Source organism: Ruminococcus sp. AM43-6 (genome assembly GCF_003461785.1).
Classification (GTDB): Bacteria; Bacillota; Clostridia; order Oscillospirales; family Ruminococcaceae; genus Hominimerdicola; species Hominimerdicola aceti.
This window is the reverse complement of sequence record NZ_QTXU01000031.1, coordinates 1-23,995: the sequence shown is the minus strand read 5'-3', so window position 1 is coordinate 23,995 and position 23,995 is coordinate 1. Positions and strand designations below refer to the sequence as shown.

The window sequence follows — 23,995 nt, the reverse complement described above, 5'->3', positions numbered from 1 at the left end:
ATCGTAGCGGTATTTGACACGGCGATAGCCTATGAATCTGGTCAGGCGAACATCAAAAACACTTGTCTGAACGTGCTGAAAGGCTTTATGGCGGCAAGTTTGGTTACTGTTGTTCCGCAAAGACTTTACTCGTTTTGCGTTAATTTGCAGGGTACATTTTCAAGCGATTTGCTTGGAAATTTCATATCGGGAACAACAACGACAGTAGCTGATTCGGGGCTGACCGTGATTATGGCACTGGCGATGGACGTAAGTCTGTTCAGCCTGTTTTTTATCATACTTTTCGGCTATTGTACAGTGAAAGTTGTGTTTTCAAACATCAAGCGTGGCGGCATCATGCTGTGTCAGATTGCTGTGGGATGTCTGTATCTTTTTGGCATTCCGAGAGGTTACACGGACGGTTTTTACAGCTGGTGCAAACAAGTTATTGCCACCTGTCTGACGGCGTTTTTGCAGACAACTATCCTCTATCTCGGACTGCTGACCTACACTCAGCACGCTCTGCTTGCGGTTGGTATTTGCTTGTCGGCAACGGAAGTTCCGAGGATTGCGCAGATGTATGGATTGGATACGAGCGTCAGGGTCAATATGATGTCTGTCAGCCATACGGTCAGCATGGGAGCTAAGGCTGTTAATATGATTAAGACAAAAGCATAAGGAGTTGATACAAAAAATGAAAACCTACATCTACCCCGAAAACCTGAAAGCCAACGTAAAGCTGTGGTTCTGGAACGTTCGTGATTTTATCATAATCTGCGGCGGAATAATTCTGTCGGTCGTGGTTTTGGTAAACCTGTGGAACGTCCTGCCTTTTGCGGCTACCGCTTGCTTTGCGTTTCTCTCGCTTCGGGTTGACGAAACGGCAATTATGGACTATATTTTTAATGCTGCGAAGTTTTTTCTGACCTCGCAGCAATTGTATTTTTGGAGGGAAAATTAAATGACAAAGAACAAAAACAGCGTTCAGGGTCTTATCGGCTTTGAACGCTTTACTCGCTTCGGAGTAAAAACCGACAAAGCTGAAATAGCTTTTTTCAGCGTAGAACCCACCAATATTTCTGTTTTGTCAGCGGCAAATATCGACGTAAAAATTCACCACTTGATGATGCTGTTAAGCACGATACCGGACCTTGAAATTCTTGCTTTGGACTCTTGCGAGTGTTTCGATACCAACAAGATGTACGTCAAAAAGCGTTTGCAGACCGAGCAGAACGAAGATGTGCGAAAACTTTTGCAGGCGGACTATGATTTTCTTGACGAGATCCAGGTGGAGATGTCCTCGGCAAGACAGTTTATGTTTGCGGTACGGTTCAGGCGTGAAAAGGACGAGCAGATATTCAGCACGCTTAATCGTGTTGACAAAGCAATCTCAGAACATGGCTTTACGGCTCGTCGAATGTCCAAACCTGAGATAAAGCGTATGCTTGCGCTTTACTTCGGAACGAGCATATCGGGCGAGGGAATCCCTGATATTGAGGGAGAAACGGAATTTAATTTGGAGGAATTGCATGAGAATTAATTTACGAAAAAAGAAAAAACTGACGGACGAACAACTTGAAATTATCAGCACAAAGGACTTTTTTGACCGCATTGCACCGGGCATTATACGCTTTTACACAGATCACTACATCTGCGGAAACAGTTTCAGATGCGTCTGGGCTGTGACTGAGTATCCGCCGAGCACAGAAGAAACTGCTATACTTGCTCACCTTGCCGACAGAAACGGCGTTACGCTGAGGATATATGACAGACTTGTTACCGCCACAGAACAGCGAAAGATCGTGCAGCAGGCAATGAGGAAAAACCATATGATGACGACTGTAAATGATGTGAACGAGAGCATAAAGGCTCAGGATAACATAAATGATGTGGTGGAGCTGATAAGCGAACTACGCAGAAACAAAGAACCTCTTCTGCATACGGCTGTGTTTATTGAGCTAAAAGCAAGCTCTGAGGACAGGCTGAAAGAACTGCAAGCCGATATCCAAATGGAGCTTACACGTTCCAAAATATCCGTTGACAGACTGCTGTTACGACAGAAAGAGGGATTTCTTTCTGTTCTTCCCACAGGCAATAATGTGTTCGCAAGTCAGTTTGAACGTGTTCTTCCTGCAAGCTCGGTGGCTGATCTTTATCCCTTGAATTACAGCGGCAAGACCGATGAGAGCGGCTTTTATGTTGGAAGAGATAAGTACGGCACGAATATTCTTGTTGACTTTGACAAGCGAACTGAGGACAAAACAAACTCCAACATTCTTATACTCGGCAACAGCGGTCAGGGTAAGTCGTATCTGATGAAACTGCTTTTATGCAATCAGCGTGAGGCAGGGAAAAGTGTTCTGGTCTTAGACCCTGAACATGAATACGAAGATTTATGTTCAAACCTTGGCGGAACGTATATCGATATGATGTCGGGAGAATTTATGATAAATCCGCTTGAGCCTAAAGCGTGGTCAGAAAATTCTCGCTTTGGAAATCAAGAAAATGAAACCGATGACAGCCCTGAAACATTCCGAAAAGTAACCCGTTTAAGTCAGCACATCAGCTATCTAAAAGACTTTTTCAGAGCATACAAAGACTTCACAGACGCAGAGATCGATACAATAGAGATAATGCTTATGAAACTGTATGCACGTTTGGGCATTGATGATCTAACAGATCTCGATAAGCTGGAAAACTGTGACTATCCTGTAATGTCAGACCTGTATGAATTAGTTGAAAAAGAATTTATGGCATTTGATAATGCTAAAAAACACCTCTACACCGAAGAAATATTGCAGAATATCTGCTTGGGATTGCACTCAATGTGCAAAGGTGCAGAGTCGAAATATTTCAACGGCAGAACAAACATCAAGGACGGGGAGTTTATCTGTTTCGGCGTAAAAGGTCTTATGGATACAAACAAGCGACTGAAAGATACTCTGCTGTTCAACATCTTGTCATATATGTCTGATCAGCTTTTAGGCAAGGGAAATACTGTTGCGGCAGTCGATGAGCTGTATTTATTCCTCACAAATATGACGGCGATAGAATATATTCGTAACGGTATGAAACGTGTGCGTAAGAAAGAGTCCTCGTTTATTCTGGCAAGTCAGAATATCGAGGACTTTCTGCTTCCTGAGATAAAGGAATTCACAAAGCCGCTGTTTTCTATTCCTGCACATCATTTTCTGTTCAATCCGGGAAACATCTCGCCGACGGCATTTATTGACACCTTACAGTTGGAAGAGTCAGAGTACAGCCTTATCAAGTATCCTGAAAGAGGGACTTGCCTTTACAGGTGCGGTAATGAGAGGTATCTGTTACAGGTCATCGCTCCGCAGTACAAGGCTGTGTTGTTTGGAAACGGTGGTGGTCGGTAATGTCTGCAACAGTTGCGGCAGCTCTGAAAAAGATAGCGATATATATTCTTGGCGACGAAAAGAAACGAGGAAAGCTGTTTGTTCTGATCGGAAGCATCGCCGCAGGCTTTCTTGGACTGATGTGCCTGCCCGTAGCTGTGCTTTCGAGCATGGGCAGCATGGAAATCGAGCAGCCTGAAATTAACGCTGAAATGTTCAGCGATTCGGCTTTGTTTGAAAGCCTTGACAGCGAACAGCAGGCTCAGATAGAAAATCTGAAGAATCAGGGTCGGGCAATCGAGGACGCCATGAGGGGCGCAGGAGTTCGCTCTCAGACCATAAAAGCGCAGCTGATATATATGTCATACTTCGGTGACGTGCAAAATTTCAATGCGGAATCCTATGCCAACCTGTTTGCTGTTGCTCCGAATGACAGCGATTTGATAACTGCGATAAATTCAACTTACGGCTTGGAGATCGGCTATGACGAATTTATGAGAACCTACACTTGGGTGATGAATTCTACGATCAACGGGTATATGTTCAGCGATGAAAGCACAAAGAACTGCGCCGATCTTGCAGCTTGGGCGGAGAATGCGTATGTGTCCGGCTGGGGATTTAAGCAGGGTGCAATCGGAAATCGTGACGATGTTGACCGTATCAGATATGCCGATAATGCAGGACTTATGCTTGGATATCTGAACTATAATCCCACGGAAAAAGTGTTCAATTCCGATCATAATACGCTTGTTTATACCGAGCAAGGCGGTCTTGATACCATGCCGGAGGTCGCAGGGGTAGGACTATTCGACGGCAGTCAGCATGGGATATATATGGGTGACGGAGAGGTCGTCTACAGTTCAGAAGCTATCGGATATGTCACCAAAGACCTTGTATCAAACGGCAGTTGGACAAGCTGGTGTACCTATGAGGGCGTGGATTATCCGCAGGAAGTGCGGGATAAAATTGATGAAAACGGAGGTGACAGCGAATGAAAAAATCAGTTGCGATAACAATTAGTGATGAAAGATTAGCGGCTCTGGAAATGTATTTGGAGCAGAAAAATATTAAGCTTTCGGATGAAATCGACAAGTGCATTGACGGCTTGTATCAGAAAAATGTACCGCAGAATGTTAGGAATTTTATTGAGATGAAGTCGGAAAAGAAGCCTGCCAAAAAGTCGAGAAACTCTTTGCCTGCCGAAACGGAAAAGCTGTCCGAGCAGTAACAAGCCACAGTTCGCACCGTGTCGCCCCGTGTGGCGAGGTTCGGCGGTCGGTGGGGTAAGTTTACCATAGGAGTGGTTAAACGGCTTTGTGGGCATTTGTCGCAGAGTTTGAGAATGGTGGGAATCAGGAGATTTCGGGTGGGTTTATGAGGGCAAAGCCAATAGGATTGGCTTAAATATTATATTGCAGGTTAAAGTTTGGTCGCTTGAAGCGACCAAACAGACACATCGTCGAGCAAAGCTCGCCGAATTTGCGGAGTTTTGAAAACTTTGACGTGCAGTCGCATAGAATGGAGGTTTTGCAAATTGCAGTCGGATAAAATTAAAAATACAGAAGAAAAAGCCGAAAAAACAGAGGTTTGCGAGGTCACATCTGAGTATAAAAAGCAAAGATTTGGACTTAAGATTTTTCCCGAAACTTTGGAAATAGTGGACACTCTTTTTAAGCACGATAATTGTAAATCACGCTCGGAATTTATTGAAAAGGCTGTGCGTTTTTATTGCGGGTATCTTTTGAACAAGGAGCATACGGCAACGGAATTTATTGCCCCGCAGCTAACGGCAATGGCGGAAGGAATAGTCAAAGGCACGGAACAGAGGTTGTCCCGTGCCTTATTTAAAATTGCAGTTGAACTTGGTGCAGTTACTCATATGCTTGCGGCGGTACATGAGATTGATGATGATACGATGATTAAACTGAGGGCTATGTGTATAGATGAGGTTAAACGCATTAACGGTGTTATTAATTTTGAGAAGGCTGTGAGGTATCAACGGTTAGATTAAATCACATAAAAATGGGGGTGATATGTTATGACTTTATCTCAAATTATCGTAACAAGCCGCTACCTAAAAAGCGGTACACAGAAAAGTAAAAACAAGCGCAGAAACTACACAAAGTACATCGCAACCCGTGAAACAGTTGAAGTCCGTGACCAAAACATTATGGATAGAAATGATAACGCTACAAAGAATCAAGAACAGCTTTTAAACGATCTGCTTTCAGATTTTCCCGAAGCTAAAAAATATTTGGAATATGAGGACTACACTGTGAACCCTACTGTAGAAAACGCTTCGGAACTAATCAGTACGATCATTGAGCGTAACGCTGACGTCATTGGTAATCGTCAGAATTTTGTCGGTTACATGGCTATGCGTCCGGGAGTTCAGAAAAGAGGTTCTCATGGTCTTTTCAATGAAAAAGATGAACCGATAATTCTTGACAGGGTAGCTAACGAAATAGCAAATCACAAGGGTAACGTCTGGTCGCACGTCATTTCTCTGCGCAGAGAAGATGCAATTCGTTTGGGGTATGATAACTCTGAAGCATGGCGGCAGCTTGTTATGCGTCACATTTCAGATATTGCAAAAAATCAGAAAATTTCATTATGCAATTTAAAATGGTACGCCGCATTTCATGACACTACTCATCATCCGCATATTCATCTGCTTGTTTATTCCGAAAATACAAAGGAAGGATTCTTAACAAACGAGGGAATTAATAAGATTCGTTCAGCTTTTGCAAACGATATATTTAAGGACGATTTGCAGTCCATATATCAGGAGCAGACGTTAAGCCGTGACGAATTGAAAGCTGTATCAAAAACGGAGTTTAAAAGTATTGTCAGAAAAGTTCAGCAAGGCGGTTTTGAGAATCCGCAGCTTGAAAATTTTATCCGCAAACTATATTCTCAGTTACAGAATGTTAAAGGCAAAAAAGTCTATGGATATCTTCCTCAGGAGGTCAAAGAAACGGTCAACAGTATTTTTTCAGAACTTGCAAAAGACGATAATATCCGTCAGCTTTATGAAAAATGGTGCAGCTTGGAACGTTTGAAATACAAGAGCTATACGCAAAAGGAAAAAGAACTGCCTGCACTTACCGACAATAAAGTCTTTCAGCCAGTGCGGAATATGATAATCAGAACTGTACTGGATATGAATAGTCCTGTTGTTGATATTGAGATTGAAGAACCGGAACTGACAGAAAAAACTGATGATGACATAACAGATATTCCTCCGCTGATCGATGAATCGGAACAGTTAGAAAATGATAATGTGATATTTTCAGATAACGAGGAGCTGACAGCCGAAGATTTCATTTGGAGTGATGATAATGCAGTAACAGTTGATGTTGATGACAAACCCAAAAGCAAATATTATTTGAAATGGAGTATTTTCTACAAAGAAGCCTGCAAACTGATTTACAATAAGGAATCCAAGCTTGAAGATTTCAAAAAAGCGGAACAGCTCTTGCTCTCTGAATCAAAGTCAGGCAATGTTCTTGCTATTCACGATTTGGGAAAACTTTATTCCACGGAAAAGATTGGTGCAAAAGATGAAGAAAAGTCATTTGCATACTATAATGAGGCATTGCAGGGCTTTATGGAGATCGAGCCGGATTCGGACTATATGTTCCCATACGAACCTAAATTCAAGGGACAGGTCATGAAACCTGCGGATATGCGTTCTTACGTTTGGTATCGCATTGGTAAAATGCATTGCTATGGGTTAGGCACAGAACAGGATTATGAAAAAGCGTTTCAATGGTTTTTGAAGTCATCTCAGGAGGGCAACAAATTCGCACAATACAGTCTTGCTAACCTATACTATTATGGCAACGGCGTGGAGAAAGATTTGTCGCAGGCGTTTTTGTGGTATCAGAAATCTTCTTCGCAAGGACAGCCTTATGCTTCGTATGCGATTGCACAGATGTACAATAAGGGTGAATATGTATGTCAAAGTGAAGAAACCGCTCAAAGGTATTACAAGGATGCATTATCGGGTTTTCTTAAACTTGAAAGTAAGGATCAGGCTGATGATAACCTATATTACAAACTGGGCTCTATGTTTAAAAAGGGACTCGGAACTGACAGCGATATGGATAAGGCTATAGATTATTTCAAACGTTCCGCTGAGATGAATAACAAGAACGGTTTGTATGAGTACGGCAAGGCTATGCTTCTCGGTGAGCATATTGCTCAGAATAAACAAAAAGCTGTTAAATTGCTTGAAAAAGCAATTAAACTCGGAAATACCAATGCAAAACGTTTTCTTGCATTGGAATATATTTCGGGCGAATATTTTCCACAGGGTATTGAAAAAGGAATTGCTATGCTTACAGAATGTGCAGATGAGGGTGACAGTTTTGCTTGTTTTAAGTTGGGTCAGATTTATTTGAAAGGTGAAATTGTCACGCAGGATTTAGAAAGAGCAGAGAAATATTTGCTGCTTGCAGAGGATAACGAATTCACACAGTATGCTTTTGGGAAGTTGTATTTGCAGGAAGAAAAGTATGATATTCAAAAGGCGGTAGATTACTTTGAAAAATCCGCTGATAAGAATATGTGGTCAAGCTATCAGCTCGGCAGGCTTTATCTTTTCGGAGCAGATGAACTTGAAAAGGATAAGGAAAAGGCTGTGGAGTGGCTCACAAAGTCCGCAAATGATGGTAATGAGTACGTTCAGAATATGCTTAACAATATTGATGATTTTGAAAATATGCTGCTTAGAAATACTGTTATGGGATTGTTTGTGAATTTAAGTCGCTGTATTGAGGATAATTATTCGCAGAAGCAGTGTTCTTTAAAAATACAAACTGATAGAAAGCTCAGAAAAATGATACAAAAGAGAAAGTCAGGAATTGGCATCAGAGAAGAACAAAATATGACTAACTAAGAAATATCTTAAAAGCTATATTCAAAGAAAAGATAGGTTTTTCCCCATATGTTGTGTAAATCTCCAAAGTAGTGTATAATAAAAGAGCTGAGACCCACCGAAAAAAAGTCTGTAAAAACGCAGTCAACTATGGTAAAATATAAATAACACAGGAGGCTGATTTTTTATGGCAAGAAGAAAAAGAGAACCAATGAGCGAAGGAAAAAAGAACATCATCGGAATGCTGCTCGAGGAGTATGATATCCGATATCACAGACCGCCTTCTTCCGCAGATAGAGGACTGGCAGAAACGTCCTCTGGGCGAGGTTTATCTCATTGTATTTATTGATGCTGTACATTTTTCTGTACGAGAAAACGGACAGATAAAAAAACTTGCAGCATATGTAATCCTTGCAGTAAGTTTGACAGGTCACAAGGAAGTTTTATCCATACATATCGGAGAAAACGAAAGTGCAAAATATTGGCTTGGAGTCCTGAATGAGCTGAAAAATCGCGGCGTAAAGGATGTCCTCGTGATATGTGCCGATGGTCTTTCGGGTATGAAAGAAGCCGTAAATACGGCATTTCCACAGACAGAATTACAGCGTTGTATCGTTCATCAAGTAAGAAACACGCTGAAATATGTTGGTGCAAAAAACAAGAAAGAATTTTCCAACGATTTGAAAACCATTTATCACGCACCGTCTGAGGACGCTGCGCTTGAACAGCTTGAGCGTGTGACGGAGAAGTGGGAGAAAGATTATCCAAACGCCATGAAGAGCTGGTACAAAAACTGGGATGTGATCTCACCGATCTTCAAGTTTTCCGCTGATGTGAGAAAGGTCATTTACACCACCATTGCGATCGAAAGCCTTAACAGCGGCTATCGTCGTCTGAACAAGCAGAGAAGCGTATTTCCGAGCGATACGGCGCTCCTGAAGGTACTGTATCTTGCAACGCATGAAATAGCGAAAAAATGGACTATACCGCTGAGAAACTGGGGCATAGTTCTTGGCGAGCTGGAGATCATGTATCTCGACAGGCTAAGCTGAGCCGGCACAGTCAGTCTGCCTCCATTCCGCTACGCTCCATTCCAGCAGACTGACTGTTGAAGAACCTTGACAAATTACGGTATTTATTGTATACTGTAAAAAAATGAGCGGCTGTTTTTCAAGCCGCTCCACAATATCGTTTTTTATCACTGTTGTTGAATTTACAGAGATTTTTTCGCAGGTCCAGAGCTGCAGCTTATTTGGAAAAATCAGCCCAAAATTTCTTCGGACATGGAGAATAAAATCATCTCAATGTTACGCAAAAGGTGTGTCAACTGCTGACATTGAAGAGCATATCCGCAATATTTAGGTCTGAGCGTGTCAGAAAGAACTTATGGCTGATTTAAAATGTGTTTATCCCGCTGTTGATGTGCCTTCTGCGCATGATGCCATTGACGAATTTGCATCAATATGGGACAAGAAGTATCCAAAGATTTCAAAGTCATGGTATGAAAATCGGGCGAATCTAAGCACTTACTTCAAGTTTCTGCAGGAACTGAGAAAGCTGACTTACACTACCAATGCGATTGAGGGAATTAACAGTAAGCTGCGAAAGGTCACCAAAACAAAGTCGTTATTTCCAACCGATGAGAGACTGTTCAAAATGCTGTATCTTGCACAGAATACTTTTATGAAAATATGCAGATAAGACCGACGGTGGTTTCGACGATCTCATCAAATAGATTTGCTCTTTAATTTTGATATGCCATTCCGCAGCTATACAGAATTTAGAATCAGGTCATTTTTTGTCAAACTTGTATATAACACAATCTTAAAGTTTTGCATTTTTACAATGATAATATGTTCCGATTGCCCGGTCATCATATTCGTCAGTATATTTCAAGGTCGGCAAATCGCAGATGTAATAGTCCGCAAGTGAATTGTTGTGTATGGTAAGCTTTATGCCGTAATCGGTTTTGTATGCCGACTCTATAATTACAGTTTCCTCAGCCGCCTGGTACATTCTTTTCAGATATTTTTCCGAGTGCATATAATTATATATCAGCACAACCAAAATCACAGCCGCCCCAAGCAGTGCAGAATAAATTATCACGTTCTTTCCATACTTTTTGAAAAAATATTTCGCACCTGTTGACTTGCAGACTTTTTCTGTAATCCGCTCCCGTTCGGCAGCTGTCAGCCTGTAGGCATGTATTTTTTTTGACTTTATAAATCCCATTTGGTTTGCCTTTGAAATCATATATTGGTATGCCGCAGCTCTGCCTTTCAGTTTCCCGAAAATCACAGCCTTGCGAAGTAAAATGCACATTCTGTCCAACGCCTGCGGTCTGTCGCTGTCACTTTCCATAAGGCTTGAAAACAGCTCGTTTCCACCGTAATCAAGAAACTGCAAAAGGTTTTCACGCTTGTCCATTCTTATCACCCGACTTTGCAAGTACGTCTTCAAGCTTTGCTCCGAATTTTTCGTAAACCGTGTATGCAAGACTTTCAATAGGCGGCTTTGCGGCTTTCATCTTGTACATACGCTTGCCCTCACTGTCTGTGCAGGATACCAGACTTCCCACCTTTGTGGGATAGTTTTTGTTGTTTATCCGCTGAATTTCATTATAAAGTTCTGTTAGATGAGTGACATAAAATCCCCTTACCCCCACTGCCGCTATAATTTCAAGATGAATTTTTGCAATGTTTAAGCACTCAACTGGCGTGGTTGACTGAATGGATTCGTTGAGAATAACAAGACTTCTGTCGGTCATATATTCGCAGATTTTTTTCAGCTCCTTGATTTCCGTGGTAAATCGGCTTGAATTTATTCCGACAGCTTCTTCCTTTGGAAAATGGGTGAATATGTAATCGGCAGGGGAAATCTCTGCACTTTCCGCAGGAACGTACAATCCCATTTGTGCCATTAAATGACATACTCCCACCGCTCTTGCGAAAGTGGTTTTTCCGCCGTTGTTTGCTCCCGTCACCATATAAAACCGTGCGTAATCTGACATATCAATATCGTTTGCAACAATTTTTTCGGTCAGAATTTCCTGCGGATTTTGCGTAACAAGCTGCCTGTAGAAGTTGAGGTCAAAGACGTTTTTCAGCCTTGTAACACGCTTCTCAGAGGGGAGAAATTTCGGTCGGCACATTTTCATTCCCCTTGCCCTAACACTTGATATAAACTGTGCCGCTCCGCCATAGAAGTCAAGCTGTGATTCCAGCTCCGAAAGGTCTGAAAAAACCGAGGAACGATAGCTTTTAAGTGCTGCGGCAATCCGCAGGGCGAACTCCTTTGTGTATTTGCTCAGTTCACGGAAAAGGGCAGTGTCTATATCAATGGGAGTGTGCCTTGTTGCCGAGTTGAAATGCTCCTCGCCAATAAACTGCTCTCTGCCTGCAAAACTTTTGAACACAAGCTTTTCAAGAATATTTCCCTTGGGATAAATTTTGTCATATCCGATTTCAAGCAGTCCTGCACTGTCGGGATTCATAGCCGAATCAAAATTAACACCGATTTTTACGCTCCGTATGGTTTTTGAAAAGGTATCTTTCAGCTGTGAAATGCTGTATGCTATTTCGAAAATGTTCTCGCTTTTTGGCAGTTTTTCAAAAAACTGTGCAAGCCTTTTTACCGCTACCGACTTAATTGCGTGATTATACTTTGCAAAGAACCTGTTGATGTTTTCAATGCAGCCGAGAAATTCTTCAAGGCTGTCCATATGGGTCTTAATCTGCATAAACGAGTTGACACAATCAACATCTGAAAAGTCAATTCTGTTTCCTGCGAGTTCATTTATCAGCTGTCGAAATCTGCCGTTAAGTTCGGGGACATTCATAAAGTCCTCAAGACAATCCAGCCTGTAATCAAGGGTTTCAATGTCATCTGTAAACTCTTTCATTTTAGATGTTGCGACAGCAAAATTCATAGGTGCAATAAGTTTTGCTATGTTATCCGTTTCAAGATTGACCATAAAATCCTGCGGATAATTTTCATATTTTTTCTGCCGCTTTTTTGCATACTCCTCAGCCTCCGCCGACGGATAGAACAGATCTACATAATCGGTAATTTTCATTGTTTTCACTCCACAATTTATTTTGCTGTAACAATATTCCCGTCACTAATCTCAATAACCCTGCCGCATTGCTCCGCAATCTTCGGGTCGTGGGTAACTATAACAACCGTCCTGCCCTGTTTGTTCAGGGACTTGAAAAGCTCCATAATCTCAGCGGAAGTCTTTGTGTCCAGTGCTCCCGTCGGTTCGTCCGCCAAAATCATTGACGGTTCATTGACTATCGCTCTGGCAATTGCCACACGCTGCTTCTGTCCGCCCGAAAGTTTGCTGCATAGCTTTTTGGCAAGCTCCTCAATGCCTACCGATTTCAGTGCCGCAAGGGCTTTTTCTTTCTTGTCACTGACTTTCTTTTTGGAAAAATTCAGCGGTATCATCACGTTTTCCAGTGCCGTGAAATCCTCAACCAGTGCAAAATCCTGCATAACCATCCCGATTTTCTCGTTTCTGATTTTTGCATACTGACTTTCGGAAAGGTCTTTCACAAGCACATCATCAATGTAGTATTCGCCCTCCTGATAGTTGTCAATGCAGGCTAAAATATGCAGAAGCGTTGATTTTCCTGCACCCGATTTTCCGATAATCGCAATAAGCTCACCGTCCCGAATTTCTGCCGAAACACCGTGGAGAGCCTTGAATTCGTTGGCTTTCTTTGAATTATATATTTTTACTATGTTATTAAGTTTTACCATTACTATTCCTCCGATAATATTATTGCTTTTTTTATAGCCTTTGATGTAAGGATAATGCAGAAAATGATACAGGATACCAAGATATATACAGCACACACAATCAGGCAAATGGTGATCTGTTTCCAGCCCAATGTAATTACTGTTTTGCTGAACAATCCTGCCTTGTAGAAAATCAACGATCCTGCTATTGAAATTATCAAAGACACAATGCAAATCAGCCCATTGTAAATTACATTGATTGTAAGCAACTGTTTTCTTTTTGCACCACCCAAATACAGTATGGCTTCGTTTCTCATATTATTTTTGCAGTTAATCGCATTAACGCTCACTGACGCAATCAGTACAAGCAGGTATATTGCACACATTATTGGCATCAATGTGTACAACTCTCTATAAACAATGGTCTGACTGTTGTTGTTCAACTGAGAAAACTGTATCGCAAATGATAATACAGAAAGATTCTCGTTGATATATTTTCTGTTGTAAAGCTTTTCATCATCGGAAATATTCCGGTTGTACTTTATAAAAAGGGAGTCTGACATTACTGAATCCAAATCGGTTTTATTCCACTCCTTATCTGTAAAAAAGAATACAGGTTCATTATATACAATGCTGTCCGCTGAATACCCAAGAGATTCGAGTTTCAAAGCAATCTCCTCGTTTGTAAAGCCTTTGTTTTTAAGCTGGTCATTCAGACAGTTGAAATGTGTAGAAAGCATTAACTGATAGGATGGTTCATTTGATTCATATTCCGAGTTTGCTCCAAGGTATTTTTCATTATCACCAATTACACCGATTATTCTGACCTTCAACGTTCCATTTTCAGTTTCAAATTCAGCAATATCATTAACATTATAGCCTTGATAATTTCGGGTAATTACAGCCTGCGGTATATCATCGGATTGCTTGGAATCAGTTATCCACGAACCTTTTTCTATTGTCGGGCGAAAAAGATTTGCAGAATAATCATCATATACAAGTGCATATGCGGTCTTAACCTCGTTAGTTTGTGTATCAACGCCTGTTTGCAGGGACGCAAAGTTTACAGACGAGATAAAATCAACATCTTTCAGCTGAGTTTTGATTTCATCTGTGTTTTCCAAAAGTCCGCCATTTTCATTATCTTTCAAAAAATATCCACCACAATACAATCCCTCGCCATTAAGCAGCGGTTTGACAGCCTCATATGAGGAAGCCTTTTCGTCTATTATCGATGTCATAATTATTCCGATAACAAAAACAGCAATCAGCTGGAGGCTTATTAAAACATTGATAAACGAGTGCTTTTTCAGGAAGATACCGATAACCCTGCCGTATAACTTAATTCTCATTTCAATCCCTCCTTAATTTTTTTGCCGAGATTATGATGAAGCAAAAACAGATTAAGAAGATACGATATTGCAGAGTAAATAAAAATTATTTCTGCGTAAACATATGGATTATATGCAGCTTTCATAAGCGGAAATTTAGCTGAAAGTACAGTAAGAATAAATTTATCATAGCACAAAGCTGAAATAATGCTTACAGGAAGCATAATAAGAATAATCTCATTTGCGGTTGATATGCTCAGATTTGAGGTTAACCCTCCGCAGATACGCATAATGGTCAGTTGTCTTGTTCTGCTGATAATGATGTAATTATACAGAATGGAAATGTTCAATGCCGAAAGAATGGCAATGATTACCGAAATCAGTACAACTGTTATGTAGTAGGAAGTGTTTGATGCCAAGTCGAATGCCGGTTCATAAAGAGTGATTTTATCTTTGAAAAATTCGCTGATATATGCGGTAAAATCATCATATTCAGATTTAGTGATTTTATTGTTGAGTGCAAGATAAACCCCGTCGTTCATAATTGTATCGTCGGGGACTGAGCTGAACGGAACATAGATACTGTAAAAAAAATAGCTGCTGTTAGCAGGGTTTATTGTGCCGATAACATCATAGCTCTGACCGAATGCTGTAACCGAATTTGTATATTCGGGTGCTGAAGTCGGCTGATTTACATTTCCGCTGCCCATTACAACAGCCTTTTTTTCTCCGTTTGAATATTGCTCCTGCGTGAAAAAACTGCCGTCCTTAATTACAAGGTCATCAATCATTGGCTGAAATACGTTATCGGAATATTCAAATTTTCCTTCAGAATACTGAAGATAGAATGCGACAGGTATTTCCTCATCAATTCCGCTTACCTGCGTGGACGAAAAACAGGTAATATATGAAACATCACCCATAAGCTTATTCGGCATATTCTTCACAAACTCACAAAAATTTTTTTTTGTAATAATGTCATTTATGGAAAAACCGACAGCATAGCTGTCAATTTCGCCGTCCTCAATATTTTTGCTGTACTGATAGTACAATCCAACACCGAAAAACAAAACCCCGAATGAAACAAACATAGAAATCACAAGTAGAACCAGCATACCGGTATGATTTTTCATCATATTTCTAAGATTTTTCAGCGTGTACATTCTTTCCTCCTTCAAACCCATTAAGGCAATGCATTATCTGATGTTATTCAGATAATGCATTGCCTTTGTAAAATGTTCAATTGATTTTTATTAAAATTTCTTTAATGCATATTTAATTCGGAGCAAAGCCCGATGTAAGCGTAGCTTTTCATCGGCTGCGACGAAGCAAGCTTGCCGCAGGAGCTTTAGCTCCTCAGGGTTATATATTAGTAATCAGACTGAATATCCTTAAAAACTCTATTATCTTTCATGACTAGAGTTCTGGCAGAATACTTATAACTAGTATTACGGTTATGGGTTGTTGTTGCTTTCAAAAGCTGACCTTTGGACAGCGTACCATTTTTCCATCCAGAAGGAGTATAAGAACCGATTTTTGCTGCAGAAGTCTTGTAATAAAGGGTTGACTGTACAGAGTAATTTGTTTTTGTAGTTGAAAGATTCGTTACCGTTCCCACTGAATCTGTCTCGCTTGGAGTATAAGACGTATATGCAAGTATAATTCGATAACTATCCTCATATGATGCTTGATACGCACTAGCACCTATAGCACTCATAGAAGCCATTATCATAACAGCAGCACCCATAGCTGCAATTCTTTTCTTAAGTTTCATAAAAAATCCTCCTTTAAATTATAGCTTCAATACCCAAATATATCAATGCACATTTCTGTATCTGAACAGTTTTCGTACGCTTGCACAAATCAGAATGTGCGTTTTTGTAAATGATTTCAGTTCTGCATTGGGATCACCAAGCCTTCCTGCATAAAACGTTTAAGCCAGTACAAAGCTATACTACTGTAGATCGTAATAGTCTCATATGCAAATCTTTTGAATTGTGTTTTTTGATGCTTATCTCTTGTAGATGTTCTTTGGCTCTTTAGTCTGATATCCACCGTATGCCGAAGCTGCTCCACAAGCCAAAATTGCTGTATGTTTTGCAATCTTCTGAATCATTTCAGCTAGTAGTTTTTTTAAACTTTTCACATTAATCACTTCCTCTCTCTTTAATCTTTGCTGCAATCATGAGCAAGGCAATTAAAAAAGTTGTTAATATAATCATTGTACCTAGATAACTTCTCGAAAGAAACAATCCGGTACAATTAATTATTAAAGTTATAACTATCCCTATTATTTTAAGCTTTATTCTTTTCGAATCATCAATTGGTTTATTCTTATTCTCTATAGGACCCAAGATAGAAACTATCAGTTCAGTAACACAGATTAAAACAATAATAATCAATAGGGAGAATTTATTAGAAAATATACTATTGGCTAAAGCGGTTAATATGAATGTAGTACACATCAATAGATTGCACCTAAAGTATGTGTCGGCATGATAGCCTCCGGTGAATGATCTGATAAGTATAAATAGTGAAAGAAAAACAATACTTTCGATTATATGATGAATAAGGATACCTGCTATTACAACAAGAACTATGTTAAGTAACGATGAAATACTTATTTCTATTCCATATCTATAAAAGTCTTGTACATCTGATTCATCACTGATTACATCTTGTTCCGTAATAAAATTAACAATCTGAGATACCAAGTAATTCATAATTTTCACCTTGCTTTTTTTGAATTTTACAATATAAAATATCTTTCGTCAAGCGTTTTGGCATATTGTGCAGTTTTCAGGCACAAAAAAATAACTCGGCATAAGCCGAGCTATCATATGAGTTAAGTTTCTAAGATTATAGAGCAGCAGAAAGCATTGTCAATTTCATAGTAATCATATCTTCCACTGTATTTATTTACTATGTCCCTAATAATAGAAGTGCCAAGTCCATGGTTTATGATATCTTTCTTTGTGGTTTTTAATTTTGGATTTTCGCTAATAACAGACTTATCTAGAGAATTTTTCACTATAAATGTATAAATGTTGTTTTCTTTACTGATTTCCAAATAGATAAACTTGTTTAAATCTGGCGGCATAGCTTCACAGGCTGTGATCGCATTTTCCAAAGTATTGCTCAATAAGTCACATAGATCAAGCTCATTGATACCTACAAAGTCATTTACCGTAATACATGACACCTTTATTCCTAAAGTTGATGCAGTAGACAATTTAGAGTTGATTATTGCATTTGCAACTGGATTATTGGTTTGAACAAATGTCATTGTAGCTTTAACAATGCCGTTGGATTGTTCAATAAATTCCAAAGCATCTTCGGTTTTGCCACTTGTGAGCAATTCATAAACGGTGGTAAGCTGATCCTTTATATCGTGCCTTATTTTTCTGATCAGCTCGTATTGAGTCTCCGCATTATTAACATACTGTTCCATATACTGTTCTTTTACGGATAGTACCTTCATATTCTTTATCTGAGCATTCTTGAAGAAGAGTGAATAAATAACGTAAAACATTAGGAAATTCAGTATAATGATAACCAGGTATGATAAATTGATGTATATTCTTTGCGTATCATCCGCATTGAGTGAAAGTACATGGAGAAGTGATACTAGAATAAAGGAAGATATTAATACTGTGATAATCGGAGACCAATCTGATATTGTATAACTGTCAGAGAATTTGAACAGCTTGATTATAATTTTCAAGGAGATCCAAAGAGAAATCTGGATTACAATCAAAGTCATGAATCTTACGCTATTATCATTTGTAATCAAGTCCTTGACGCTTATTCTATTTAGAGATGATAATAAATTAAGTTCAACAGAAGTGATAAGCAGCAGAATAATATTGGGAATGATCGTTGATAGTAGTTTTTTAATAATACTGTCGTTAAAGGCAATAATGGCATATACCAACAATATAACTAAATATAAAGTACTTGTAAATCCCTCATATAAAGTGATGTGATTTAACAGGGTTATGGTTGTTCCAAATATGATACTAAAAATCGAAAGAAATGTTTTTGCCTGTTTGAGAGATTTAGGATTTAGAAATCTATACACAAACCATGTCATAATAAAGCCCTGATAATAATTAATCACAAGCTCAAAGCATTTCCATAGCAAGTTCTTCATTTTGTCTTCCTCAAATACTGTGTTAATTTCTCATCAACAGTTTGTTTGTAGTTTTTACTCATATTTAATCTAAAGCCTTGCTTAAAAATTATCTCGTCTTTATTTCTATCTATATTAAAAATGTGACGAAGATTAACTAGAAAACTCTTGTGTATCCGAGCAAAATCATATTGAGAAAAATGAATCTCCAATTCACCAATATTACCTCTGATCTTTATCGGTTCGTTATGTTCTGAATGATAGATAACATAATGTTTACTGCTCTCAATATAATAAATGCTCTTTATTTGCAGCGGAACTCTTCCGACTTCTTTATTTTCCAAAATAATAATTGTGTTTTGCTTCATTTCATTGAAGAGCTGATTAACCACACTATGTAGTTTTTCTGTGAAAAAAGAATCATTGCTTTTGGTTATAAAATTCAGTGGTCGGAAATAAAGACTATCATAAACCAGTTCAGGATGATTGGTAACAAAAATTATGTAACAGTCGTTTGAACTTGAAATCTTAGCTGCTAATTGAAAACCGTCCGGCTCCGGCATATCAATATCAAGAAAAACCAAATCAAATGGTTTTATTAAGTGGTGCTGATACATCAATTCACTTGAAATGTAAGTTTCTAACTCAATATCTTCATTATTCTGTCTTTTAAATTCGGATTTGACAGCTTGTGACATATTATTAACAAATACTTTATTATCATCACATATTGCTACTCTGATCATATGTATTTCCTCCTTATAATGTAGTATAAATCACATCAATTATATTCACAATATAAATAATCGACAAATTTCGCCGATTTGTTATAAATAATATAAACTTGTGACTTCTAAATATATTTATACTATAACAAAAGTGTTGGAACCGGAAAGAGAGGCGGAGCATATATTATGAAAAAGCAAGTAAAAAGTTCAAATGTTTTTGGCGAAAAACAAAAGCTCATTATCGCCAAAATCTTGATCAATCTGCGAGAGCTAAACTTTCTAACACAAACAGATATAGCAAAACATCTTCATCTTTCTCCTAGCACGAGTTCTCACTATGAAAAAGGATTAACTGTCCCACCTACAGAAGTTGTGTATCGACTTGCCGACTTTTATAACGTTACTACAGATTATATTCTCGGCAAAAGTGCAAGCAGGACAAATCTTAATGACACTTATGCAATAAAGCTAACAAATAAAATGACTATAGGCGACGCTGTAGAAATAATGGCAAAGATGGACAACGCAGAACGTGAGCATTTAGCGTATTTCATTGAGGTTATAGGAAAGTCAAAAAAATAATTCAATTTAGAACTCTGAATTTGTATCAGGGTTCTTTTTTATTTTACCATAATAAAACAGCAAGGTCAAGCATATTATGTTAGTTTTCTGATCTTTGCATTTCGTGCTAAATATCTTCACCTTGTGCCAAATTCGTTGACATTTATACATAAAAGTATATAATATACATAAATTAATGGATTGTCTATTTACGAGGAGAGAATGCAATGGCTTTTAGAGTATTGAGAGCGGTTGATTAAACTGATACAAATCAATACATATATTATATCATAATACGACAATGGAAAAGTATATAGTATTCTTTGTTCAGATAAAATATGGTTCTCTAATATTGTTTTCTAAGCAGGTTTTGATAAATGACGTTTTTGAACATAAAAAAACACAGTGAATTAGAGTCAATGATTTAATAGGGAACACTTAGTATCGGAATAAAATTTTTTAAATGGAGATGTTATTATGACATATGAAGAAGTAATTGAAAAAATCAGATCAACCACTAAAGTGTCTGTTGTATCCGTAAAAGATATTCAGCACGGAAAAAGTATAACGTTGTCAAACGGAAGTATTATAAACTGTTTTAATACAGGCAAACATAATGTTCAAGGAAGAAACACTGATGAAACTAAAGCTATTCTTGGTGAAACTGCTAAGCTTGGAAACAGAAAAATATTTGTTGTTTACGGTCATGATGATATTGCACGTACACAGCTTGAAGCATTGCTTCGCCGCTGGGATCTTGAGCCGATTATTCTTGATCAGCAGGCTTCAGGGGGACAAACCATAATCGAAAAGCTTGAAGAATACAGTCAAGAGGTTGGATATGCAATAGTTTTGGCAACTCCTGATGACGAAGGAAAATCCAAAAGCGAAGATAGTTACAAATCCCGTGTAAGGCAAAATGTAGTTCTTGAACTTGGAATGTTCCTTGCAAAATTGGGTAGAGAAAAGGTTGCAATTCTGCTTAAAGAAGATATAGAATTTGAAAAGCCTTCTGATATTCATGGTTTAATATATATTCCATTTGACAAGAAGGTGGATGAAGTTGCAATAAATCTCATAAGAGAACTTTCAAAGCAGGGCTATAATATTGACCCATTAAGGATTTGATTGACAAAGATGATTCGAAGAATGCTGACAATAATAAAAATCAACCTAAAATACATACTATCGAAATTCACAATAATCGCATCATCAGTTTTTGGATTGGCTTCAATCGTTCAACTATTTTTTGATTGGAATACAATCGGAATAGAAGACGATGATGTTAAGTGTAAGATAAAGGCTTTTACAGTGCTTTTGTTTATTTGTTTCCTTACAGCACTTGTCTGGGGACTGCATTCATCAAAAGAGGTAACAATACTATCTGAGGATGATGTTGAAATTATTGTAAGATATGATGATCTTATGAAGATAGCATTTCCCAAAAAACCTCAGACTGAAAGAATAGTCGTCATAGCAGTTAATTGTTGTTATGATACTGTTGTAAATGATGACATTATTCACGAAGGCTCTGTGCATGGTCAGTTTCTAAAAAGATTTGCTTATTCGGACGAAAAACGACAAGCTCTTGATGCTGAAATAGAAAGTTCCCTTAAAGCATTTGGCTATGAATATGAGGATATCTCTCTTAACGAAAAAAGAGAAGGAAAGCGAAAAAGATATCCTATGGGTTCAGTATCCCGAATAAAAGGCGAGAATGGAGTTACTTTTTTCTTGCTTGCTCTTACAGAATTTGATGTTGACTGTGTTGCTCATTGTGATAAGCATCAATACTTTGATTGTATTCTAAAATTGTTTGAGTATTATGACAAACATGGTCAAGGGAAGGAACTCTATCTATACCCTATGGGAACAGCCATGTCACGAACAGGGTTATCGAAAAAAGAAGCATTGGAGAGTATTGTTCTTTTAACCCAAATATCTAAAAACTATTTAAAATGCAAGACAACAATAATCGTTGATAAGAAGTGTAAAAACGAAATATCGATTACGGATTTATAACATGAACGTATGTCAGTGTGGGTTAAATTTCCCTATGATATTCTAAGTGGTTATCGCCTCCCTTGTTCATAGTTGTACGGTCGGTTGCCCCTTATTTAAAGGAGAAATCAGAATGGCTTATAGAAATGGTACATATATTGCATTTGACGGTCAGGGAAAGACTGATCCGACACAAAGTGATTTAAAATATCTTGGACTTCTCAGAAGTTGGGATAAGAATTCAAACTTTGATTTTCATTTTATTGATAGTCATAAGAAGACAGCAGCTGTTTTGGATTCAAGCTTGAGAAAAACGCTTGAAAATCGGCTGATGGAGAGAATGCGCAATTCAAAAAACATGCTTCTGGTACTTTCTGGTGAAACTAACTATAATAGAGGATTGCTTAATTTTGAAATAGAGAAAGCAGTTGACTTATATGAACTTCCTCTAATAATAGCATACACGGATTGTTCTCATGTTATTAATTATGATGACTACAGCATCAGATGGCCCAAAGTACTTGTAGATAGAGTCAATGATGGATCTGCAAACGCAATACACATTCCCTTTAAAAAGAAAGCTATAATTGAAGCACTAAACAGATTCTCAGTGAATAGCACAGGAAGTGATATTTTGAGGGGTCCGGATAATGTGTTTTCAAAAGAAGCATATGCACAGTGGGGATATTATTTCTCATAAATATATGATGATATAAAATGGAGGGAGCGTTATGATACAGCATTATTTGCTTATACGTCGTGAAGTATAAGCAAATAAAAACTTCAGGAAATACTTGAAAATGAGGAGCTTCAGGGAAATGAAAAAGCCTTATTAACCTCTCTGTTGGATGCTGTTTTCTATTACTATGTTAAGTATCATAACCACGTTGACAATAGTTATAATGTCATGCAGCTGTATAAGCAATATTTTATGGGCTTTTATTCCCACTCTGATTCTTTGTTCTTCTTCAATGCTTTTAGATTCCATTTTCGAGAAACATTTATAACAGATTGAATCCGATGTACTGAACTCGTCACGTTTTTTCGTGCTCGCTGGAGAGCATCGGCAGGATAGATTCCTACACAAAAGGAGTCCATCTTGTCGGTGCTTTTTAATTTATAAATAAAATATTCAACGCCTGATATGCATTATGGCAGGGGATACAAAATATGACCGTTTTGCAGAGAATGCAAACAGCATATTTTGTGCCCTTTCTTTAGTACACCCATTTTTCAGACAAACAGAGTCTGTGTACTAAGTATGCAGGCTCGTTTTTTGTGTCCTCAGAAGAAAGGACACAATATGATTTTTACAACAAAGTGGCTGTGCATTATATCCAAATATCCGTAAGCCTTCGTTTTGATTCAAAACAAAAATCAAAACGGAGGAATATTAATGAGTAAAAATACATTGCGTGTCTATGACACCATAGCAAAGAAGTATGTTGAGGTTGAAGTCAGTGAAAACGTCAGAGTGGGATACAATCGAAGTCAGTGGAATATTGACGATAATGACAAGTCGTTCTATCAACATGAGATTCAGTTCTCAGCCCTTATCGGAGGCATTGACGGAGCATTTGAGAACTTTCACGAATTTGTGACTGACAAAGATGTTACTGAACGAAATGTTATGCTGCATGCGGAATATGACAGACTGCATAGTTGTTTAGCATTGTTATCGGATGACGAGCGAAAATTAATTGAACTTATATATTTTAAAAACTTAACAATTGAAGAATGCGGAAAATATCTTGGTATTACTCACCAAGCTGTCAGCAAGAAAAGAAAGAGGATTTTGTGCAAACTCTACAAACTTTTAAAATAATCAAAAAAAATGGTTGCAAAAAGCGTTGCTTCTTCCCCTATACAAGCGGAATAAAAATCCGAAGTAGCTTGACAACCGAATATCAACTCTGCAAGTACGTTAATCACACGGTCGGTATGAAATCTCGGCAGCCAAATGAACCATGCGCGACGACCTCAAAAAGCGAGCGATAACCATGACGTTCAGACCTTTGGACAGCAACCAAAGTCGGCGATGAAACGTGTGAGGATAATGATACTTCCCAGTGAGGGCTGATATAGCGGGTGAGAGTCCCATGATGCGGTTACGCTGACCGCAGCTTGCAGAGTTCCGCCGTGACGGTCGTTGAGAACAAATATCACGGAAAATCGTCTGAAACTAACGAATCAGACGAAGGCAAAACGAAGTTATACGGGGCTGTAAAAAAAGTTCCCAAGAAAAAAGGCTGCGATCTTGCCAAAAAGCAAGACAG

The 23,995-nt window shown here is 38.5% G+C and carries 24 protein-coding genes and 1 pseudogene; 15 read left to right on the top strand and 10 right to left on the bottom strand.

What is annotated here, in order from left to right; translation table 11 throughout:
• The 10 genes and pseudogenes from DW938_RS12620 to DW938_RS12575 form a co-directional block, all read left to right on the top strand.
• A partial coding sequence (locus tag DW938_RS12620; protein WP_118125201.1) for a conjugal transfer protein TrbL family protein occupies positions 1-657 on the top strand: 657 nt, incomplete at its 5' end.
• A 16-nt stretch (positions 658-673) separates the two neighbouring features.
• Positions 674-940, top strand: coding sequence for a hypothetical protein (locus tag DW938_RS12615; protein ID WP_118125199.1), 267 nt, complete (start codon positions 674-676; stop codon positions 938-940).
• Positions 941-1,519, top strand: a complete 579-nt coding sequence (locus DW938_RS12610; protein WP_118125197.1) for a hypothetical protein — start codon at positions 941-943, stop codon at positions 1,517-1,519.
• Complete coding sequence (locus DW938_RS12605; RefSeq protein ID WP_118125195.1) at positions 1,509-3,362, top strand: DUF87 domain-containing protein; 1,854 nt, start codon at positions 1,509-1,511, stop codon at positions 3,360-3,362. Before DW938_RS12610 ends, DW938_RS12605 begins: the two co-directional genes overlap by 11 nt.
• Complete coding sequence (locus DW938_RS12600; RefSeq protein WP_118125193.1) at positions 3,362-4,336, top strand: hypothetical protein; 975 nt, start codon at positions 3,362-3,364, stop codon at positions 4,334-4,336. The genes DW938_RS12605 and DW938_RS12600 overlap by 1 nt, the downstream gene beginning before the upstream one ends.
• Positions 4,333-4,569: a DUF6103 family protein gene (locus tag DW938_RS12595; RefSeq protein WP_117864224.1), complete on the top strand. Its 237-nt coding sequence runs from the start codon at positions 4,333-4,335 to the stop codon at positions 4,567-4,569. Before DW938_RS12600 ends, DW938_RS12595 begins: the two co-directional genes overlap by 4 nt.
• Before the next feature lie 306 nt (positions 4,570-4,875).
• Complete coding sequence (locus DW938_RS12590; protein WP_051706247.1) at positions 4,876-5,352, top strand: hypothetical protein; 477 nt, start codon at positions 4,876-4,878, stop codon at positions 5,350-5,352.
• 27 nt (positions 5,353-5,379) lie between these two features.
• A complete protein-coding gene (gene mobP3 / locus DW938_RS12585) occupies positions 5,380-8,244 on the top strand; it encodes a MobP3 family relaxase (RefSeq protein ID WP_118125191.1) in 2,865 nt (954 codons plus the stop codon).
• A gap of 233 nt (positions 8,245-8,477) precedes the next feature.
• Positions 8,478-9,275: pseudogene (locus DW938_RS12580) on the top strand (IS256 family transposase); the annotation flags it as partial.
• Between the two features lie 334 nt (positions 9,276-9,609).
• The gene (locus DW938_RS12575) at positions 9,610-9,924 is read left to right on the top strand and encodes a transposase (protein WP_038670460.1); all 315 of its coding nucleotides are present in this window, start codon (positions 9,610-9,612) and stop codon (positions 9,922-9,924) included.
• A 123-nt stretch (positions 9,925-10,047) separates the two neighbouring features.
• Here DW938_RS12575 and DW938_RS12570 read toward each other — a convergent pair whose 3' ends face one another.
• From DW938_RS12570 to DW938_RS12530, 10 genes are all read right to left on the bottom strand, one after another.
• Positions 10,048-10,650, bottom strand: a complete 603-nt coding sequence (locus tag DW938_RS12570; protein ID WP_038670458.1) for a hypothetical protein — start codon at positions 10,648-10,650, stop codon at positions 10,048-10,050.
• Positions 10,637-12,298 (bottom strand): mismatch repair ATPase (MutS family), encoded by a 1,662-nt coding sequence (locus tag DW938_RS12565; protein WP_022287140.1) that lies wholly within the window; start codon positions 12,296-12,298, stop codon positions 10,637-10,639. Before DW938_RS12565 ends, DW938_RS12570 begins: the two co-directional genes overlap by 14 nt.
• Positions 12,299-12,315: 17 nt before the next feature.
• Positions 12,316-12,987, bottom strand: a complete 672-nt coding sequence (locus DW938_RS12560) for an ABC transporter ATP-binding protein (RefSeq protein ID WP_038670449.1) — start codon at positions 12,985-12,987, stop codon at positions 12,316-12,318.
• A gap of 2 nt (positions 12,988-12,989) precedes the next feature.
• Entirely contained in the window at positions 12,990-14,117 is a 1,128-nt protein-coding gene (locus DW938_RS12555; protein ID WP_147342391.1) for an FtsX-like permease family protein, read from the bottom strand.
• Between the two features lie 197 nt (positions 14,118-14,314).
• The gene (locus DW938_RS12550) at positions 14,315-15,460 is read right to left on the bottom strand and encodes a hypothetical protein (RefSeq protein ID WP_118125187.1); all 1,146 of its coding nucleotides are present in this window, start codon (positions 15,458-15,460) and stop codon (positions 14,315-14,317) included.
• 206 nt (positions 15,461-15,666) lie between these two features.
• Positions 15,667-16,071, bottom strand: a complete 405-nt coding sequence (locus tag DW938_RS12545; RefSeq protein ID WP_117877063.1) for a hypothetical protein — start codon at positions 16,069-16,071, stop codon at positions 15,667-15,669.
• A gap of 237 nt (positions 16,072-16,308) precedes the next feature.
• The gene (locus tag DW938_RS15310; protein WP_260647650.1) at positions 16,309-16,443 is read right to left on the bottom strand and encodes a hypothetical protein; all 135 of its coding nucleotides are present in this window, start codon (positions 16,441-16,443) and stop codon (positions 16,309-16,311) included.
• 1 nt (position 16,444) lies between these two features.
• The gene (locus tag DW938_RS12540) at positions 16,445-17,020 is read right to left on the bottom strand and encodes an accessory gene regulator B family protein (protein WP_022287135.1); all 576 of its coding nucleotides are present in this window, start codon (positions 17,018-17,020) and stop codon (positions 16,445-16,447) included.
• Between the two features lie 122 nt (positions 17,021-17,142).
• Positions 17,143-17,748 (bottom strand): GHKL domain-containing protein, encoded by a 606-nt coding sequence (locus tag DW938_RS15010; protein ID WP_181988375.1) that lies wholly within the window; start codon positions 17,746-17,748, stop codon positions 17,143-17,145.
• Between the two features lie 698 nt (positions 17,749-18,446).
• Positions 18,447-19,175: a LytTR family DNA-binding domain-containing protein gene (locus tag DW938_RS12530; protein ID WP_117905580.1), complete on the bottom strand. Its 729-nt coding sequence runs from the start codon at positions 19,173-19,175 to the stop codon at positions 18,447-18,449.
• Positions 19,176-19,343: 168 nt separating this feature from the next.
• Between DW938_RS12530 and DW938_RS12525 the strand changes: the two genes are divergently transcribed.
• The 5 genes from DW938_RS12525 to DW938_RS12505 all read left to right on the top strand — a co-directional run bounded on the left by DW938_RS12525 (position 19,344) and on the right by DW938_RS12505 (position 23,544).
• Positions 19,344-19,739 carry a helix-turn-helix transcriptional regulator gene (locus tag DW938_RS12525; RefSeq protein ID WP_118125185.1) on the top strand — a complete coding sequence of 132 codons (396 nt, stop codon included), beginning with the start codon at positions 19,344-19,346 and terminating at the stop codon, positions 19,737-19,739.
• Between the two features lie 456 nt (positions 19,740-20,195).
• Positions 20,196-20,846, top strand: coding sequence for a TIR domain-containing protein (locus DW938_RS12520; RefSeq protein WP_117877055.1), 651 nt, complete (start codon positions 20,196-20,198; stop codon positions 20,844-20,846).
• A gap of 21 nt (positions 20,847-20,867) precedes the next feature.
• Complete coding sequence (locus DW938_RS12515) at positions 20,868-21,740, top strand: macro domain-containing protein (RefSeq protein WP_117877053.1); 873 nt, start codon at positions 20,868-20,870, stop codon at positions 21,738-21,740.
• A gap of 112 nt (positions 21,741-21,852) precedes the next feature.
• Complete coding sequence (locus DW938_RS12510) at positions 21,853-22,419, top strand: TIR domain-containing protein (protein ID WP_117877051.1); 567 nt, start codon at positions 21,853-21,855, stop codon at positions 22,417-22,419.
• Positions 22,420-23,115: 696 nt separating this feature from the next.
• A complete protein-coding gene (locus DW938_RS12505) occupies positions 23,116-23,544 on the top strand; it encodes a sigma-70 family RNA polymerase sigma factor (protein WP_022287983.1) in 429 nt (142 codons plus the stop codon).
• Positions 23,545-23,995 lie beyond the last annotated feature (451 nt).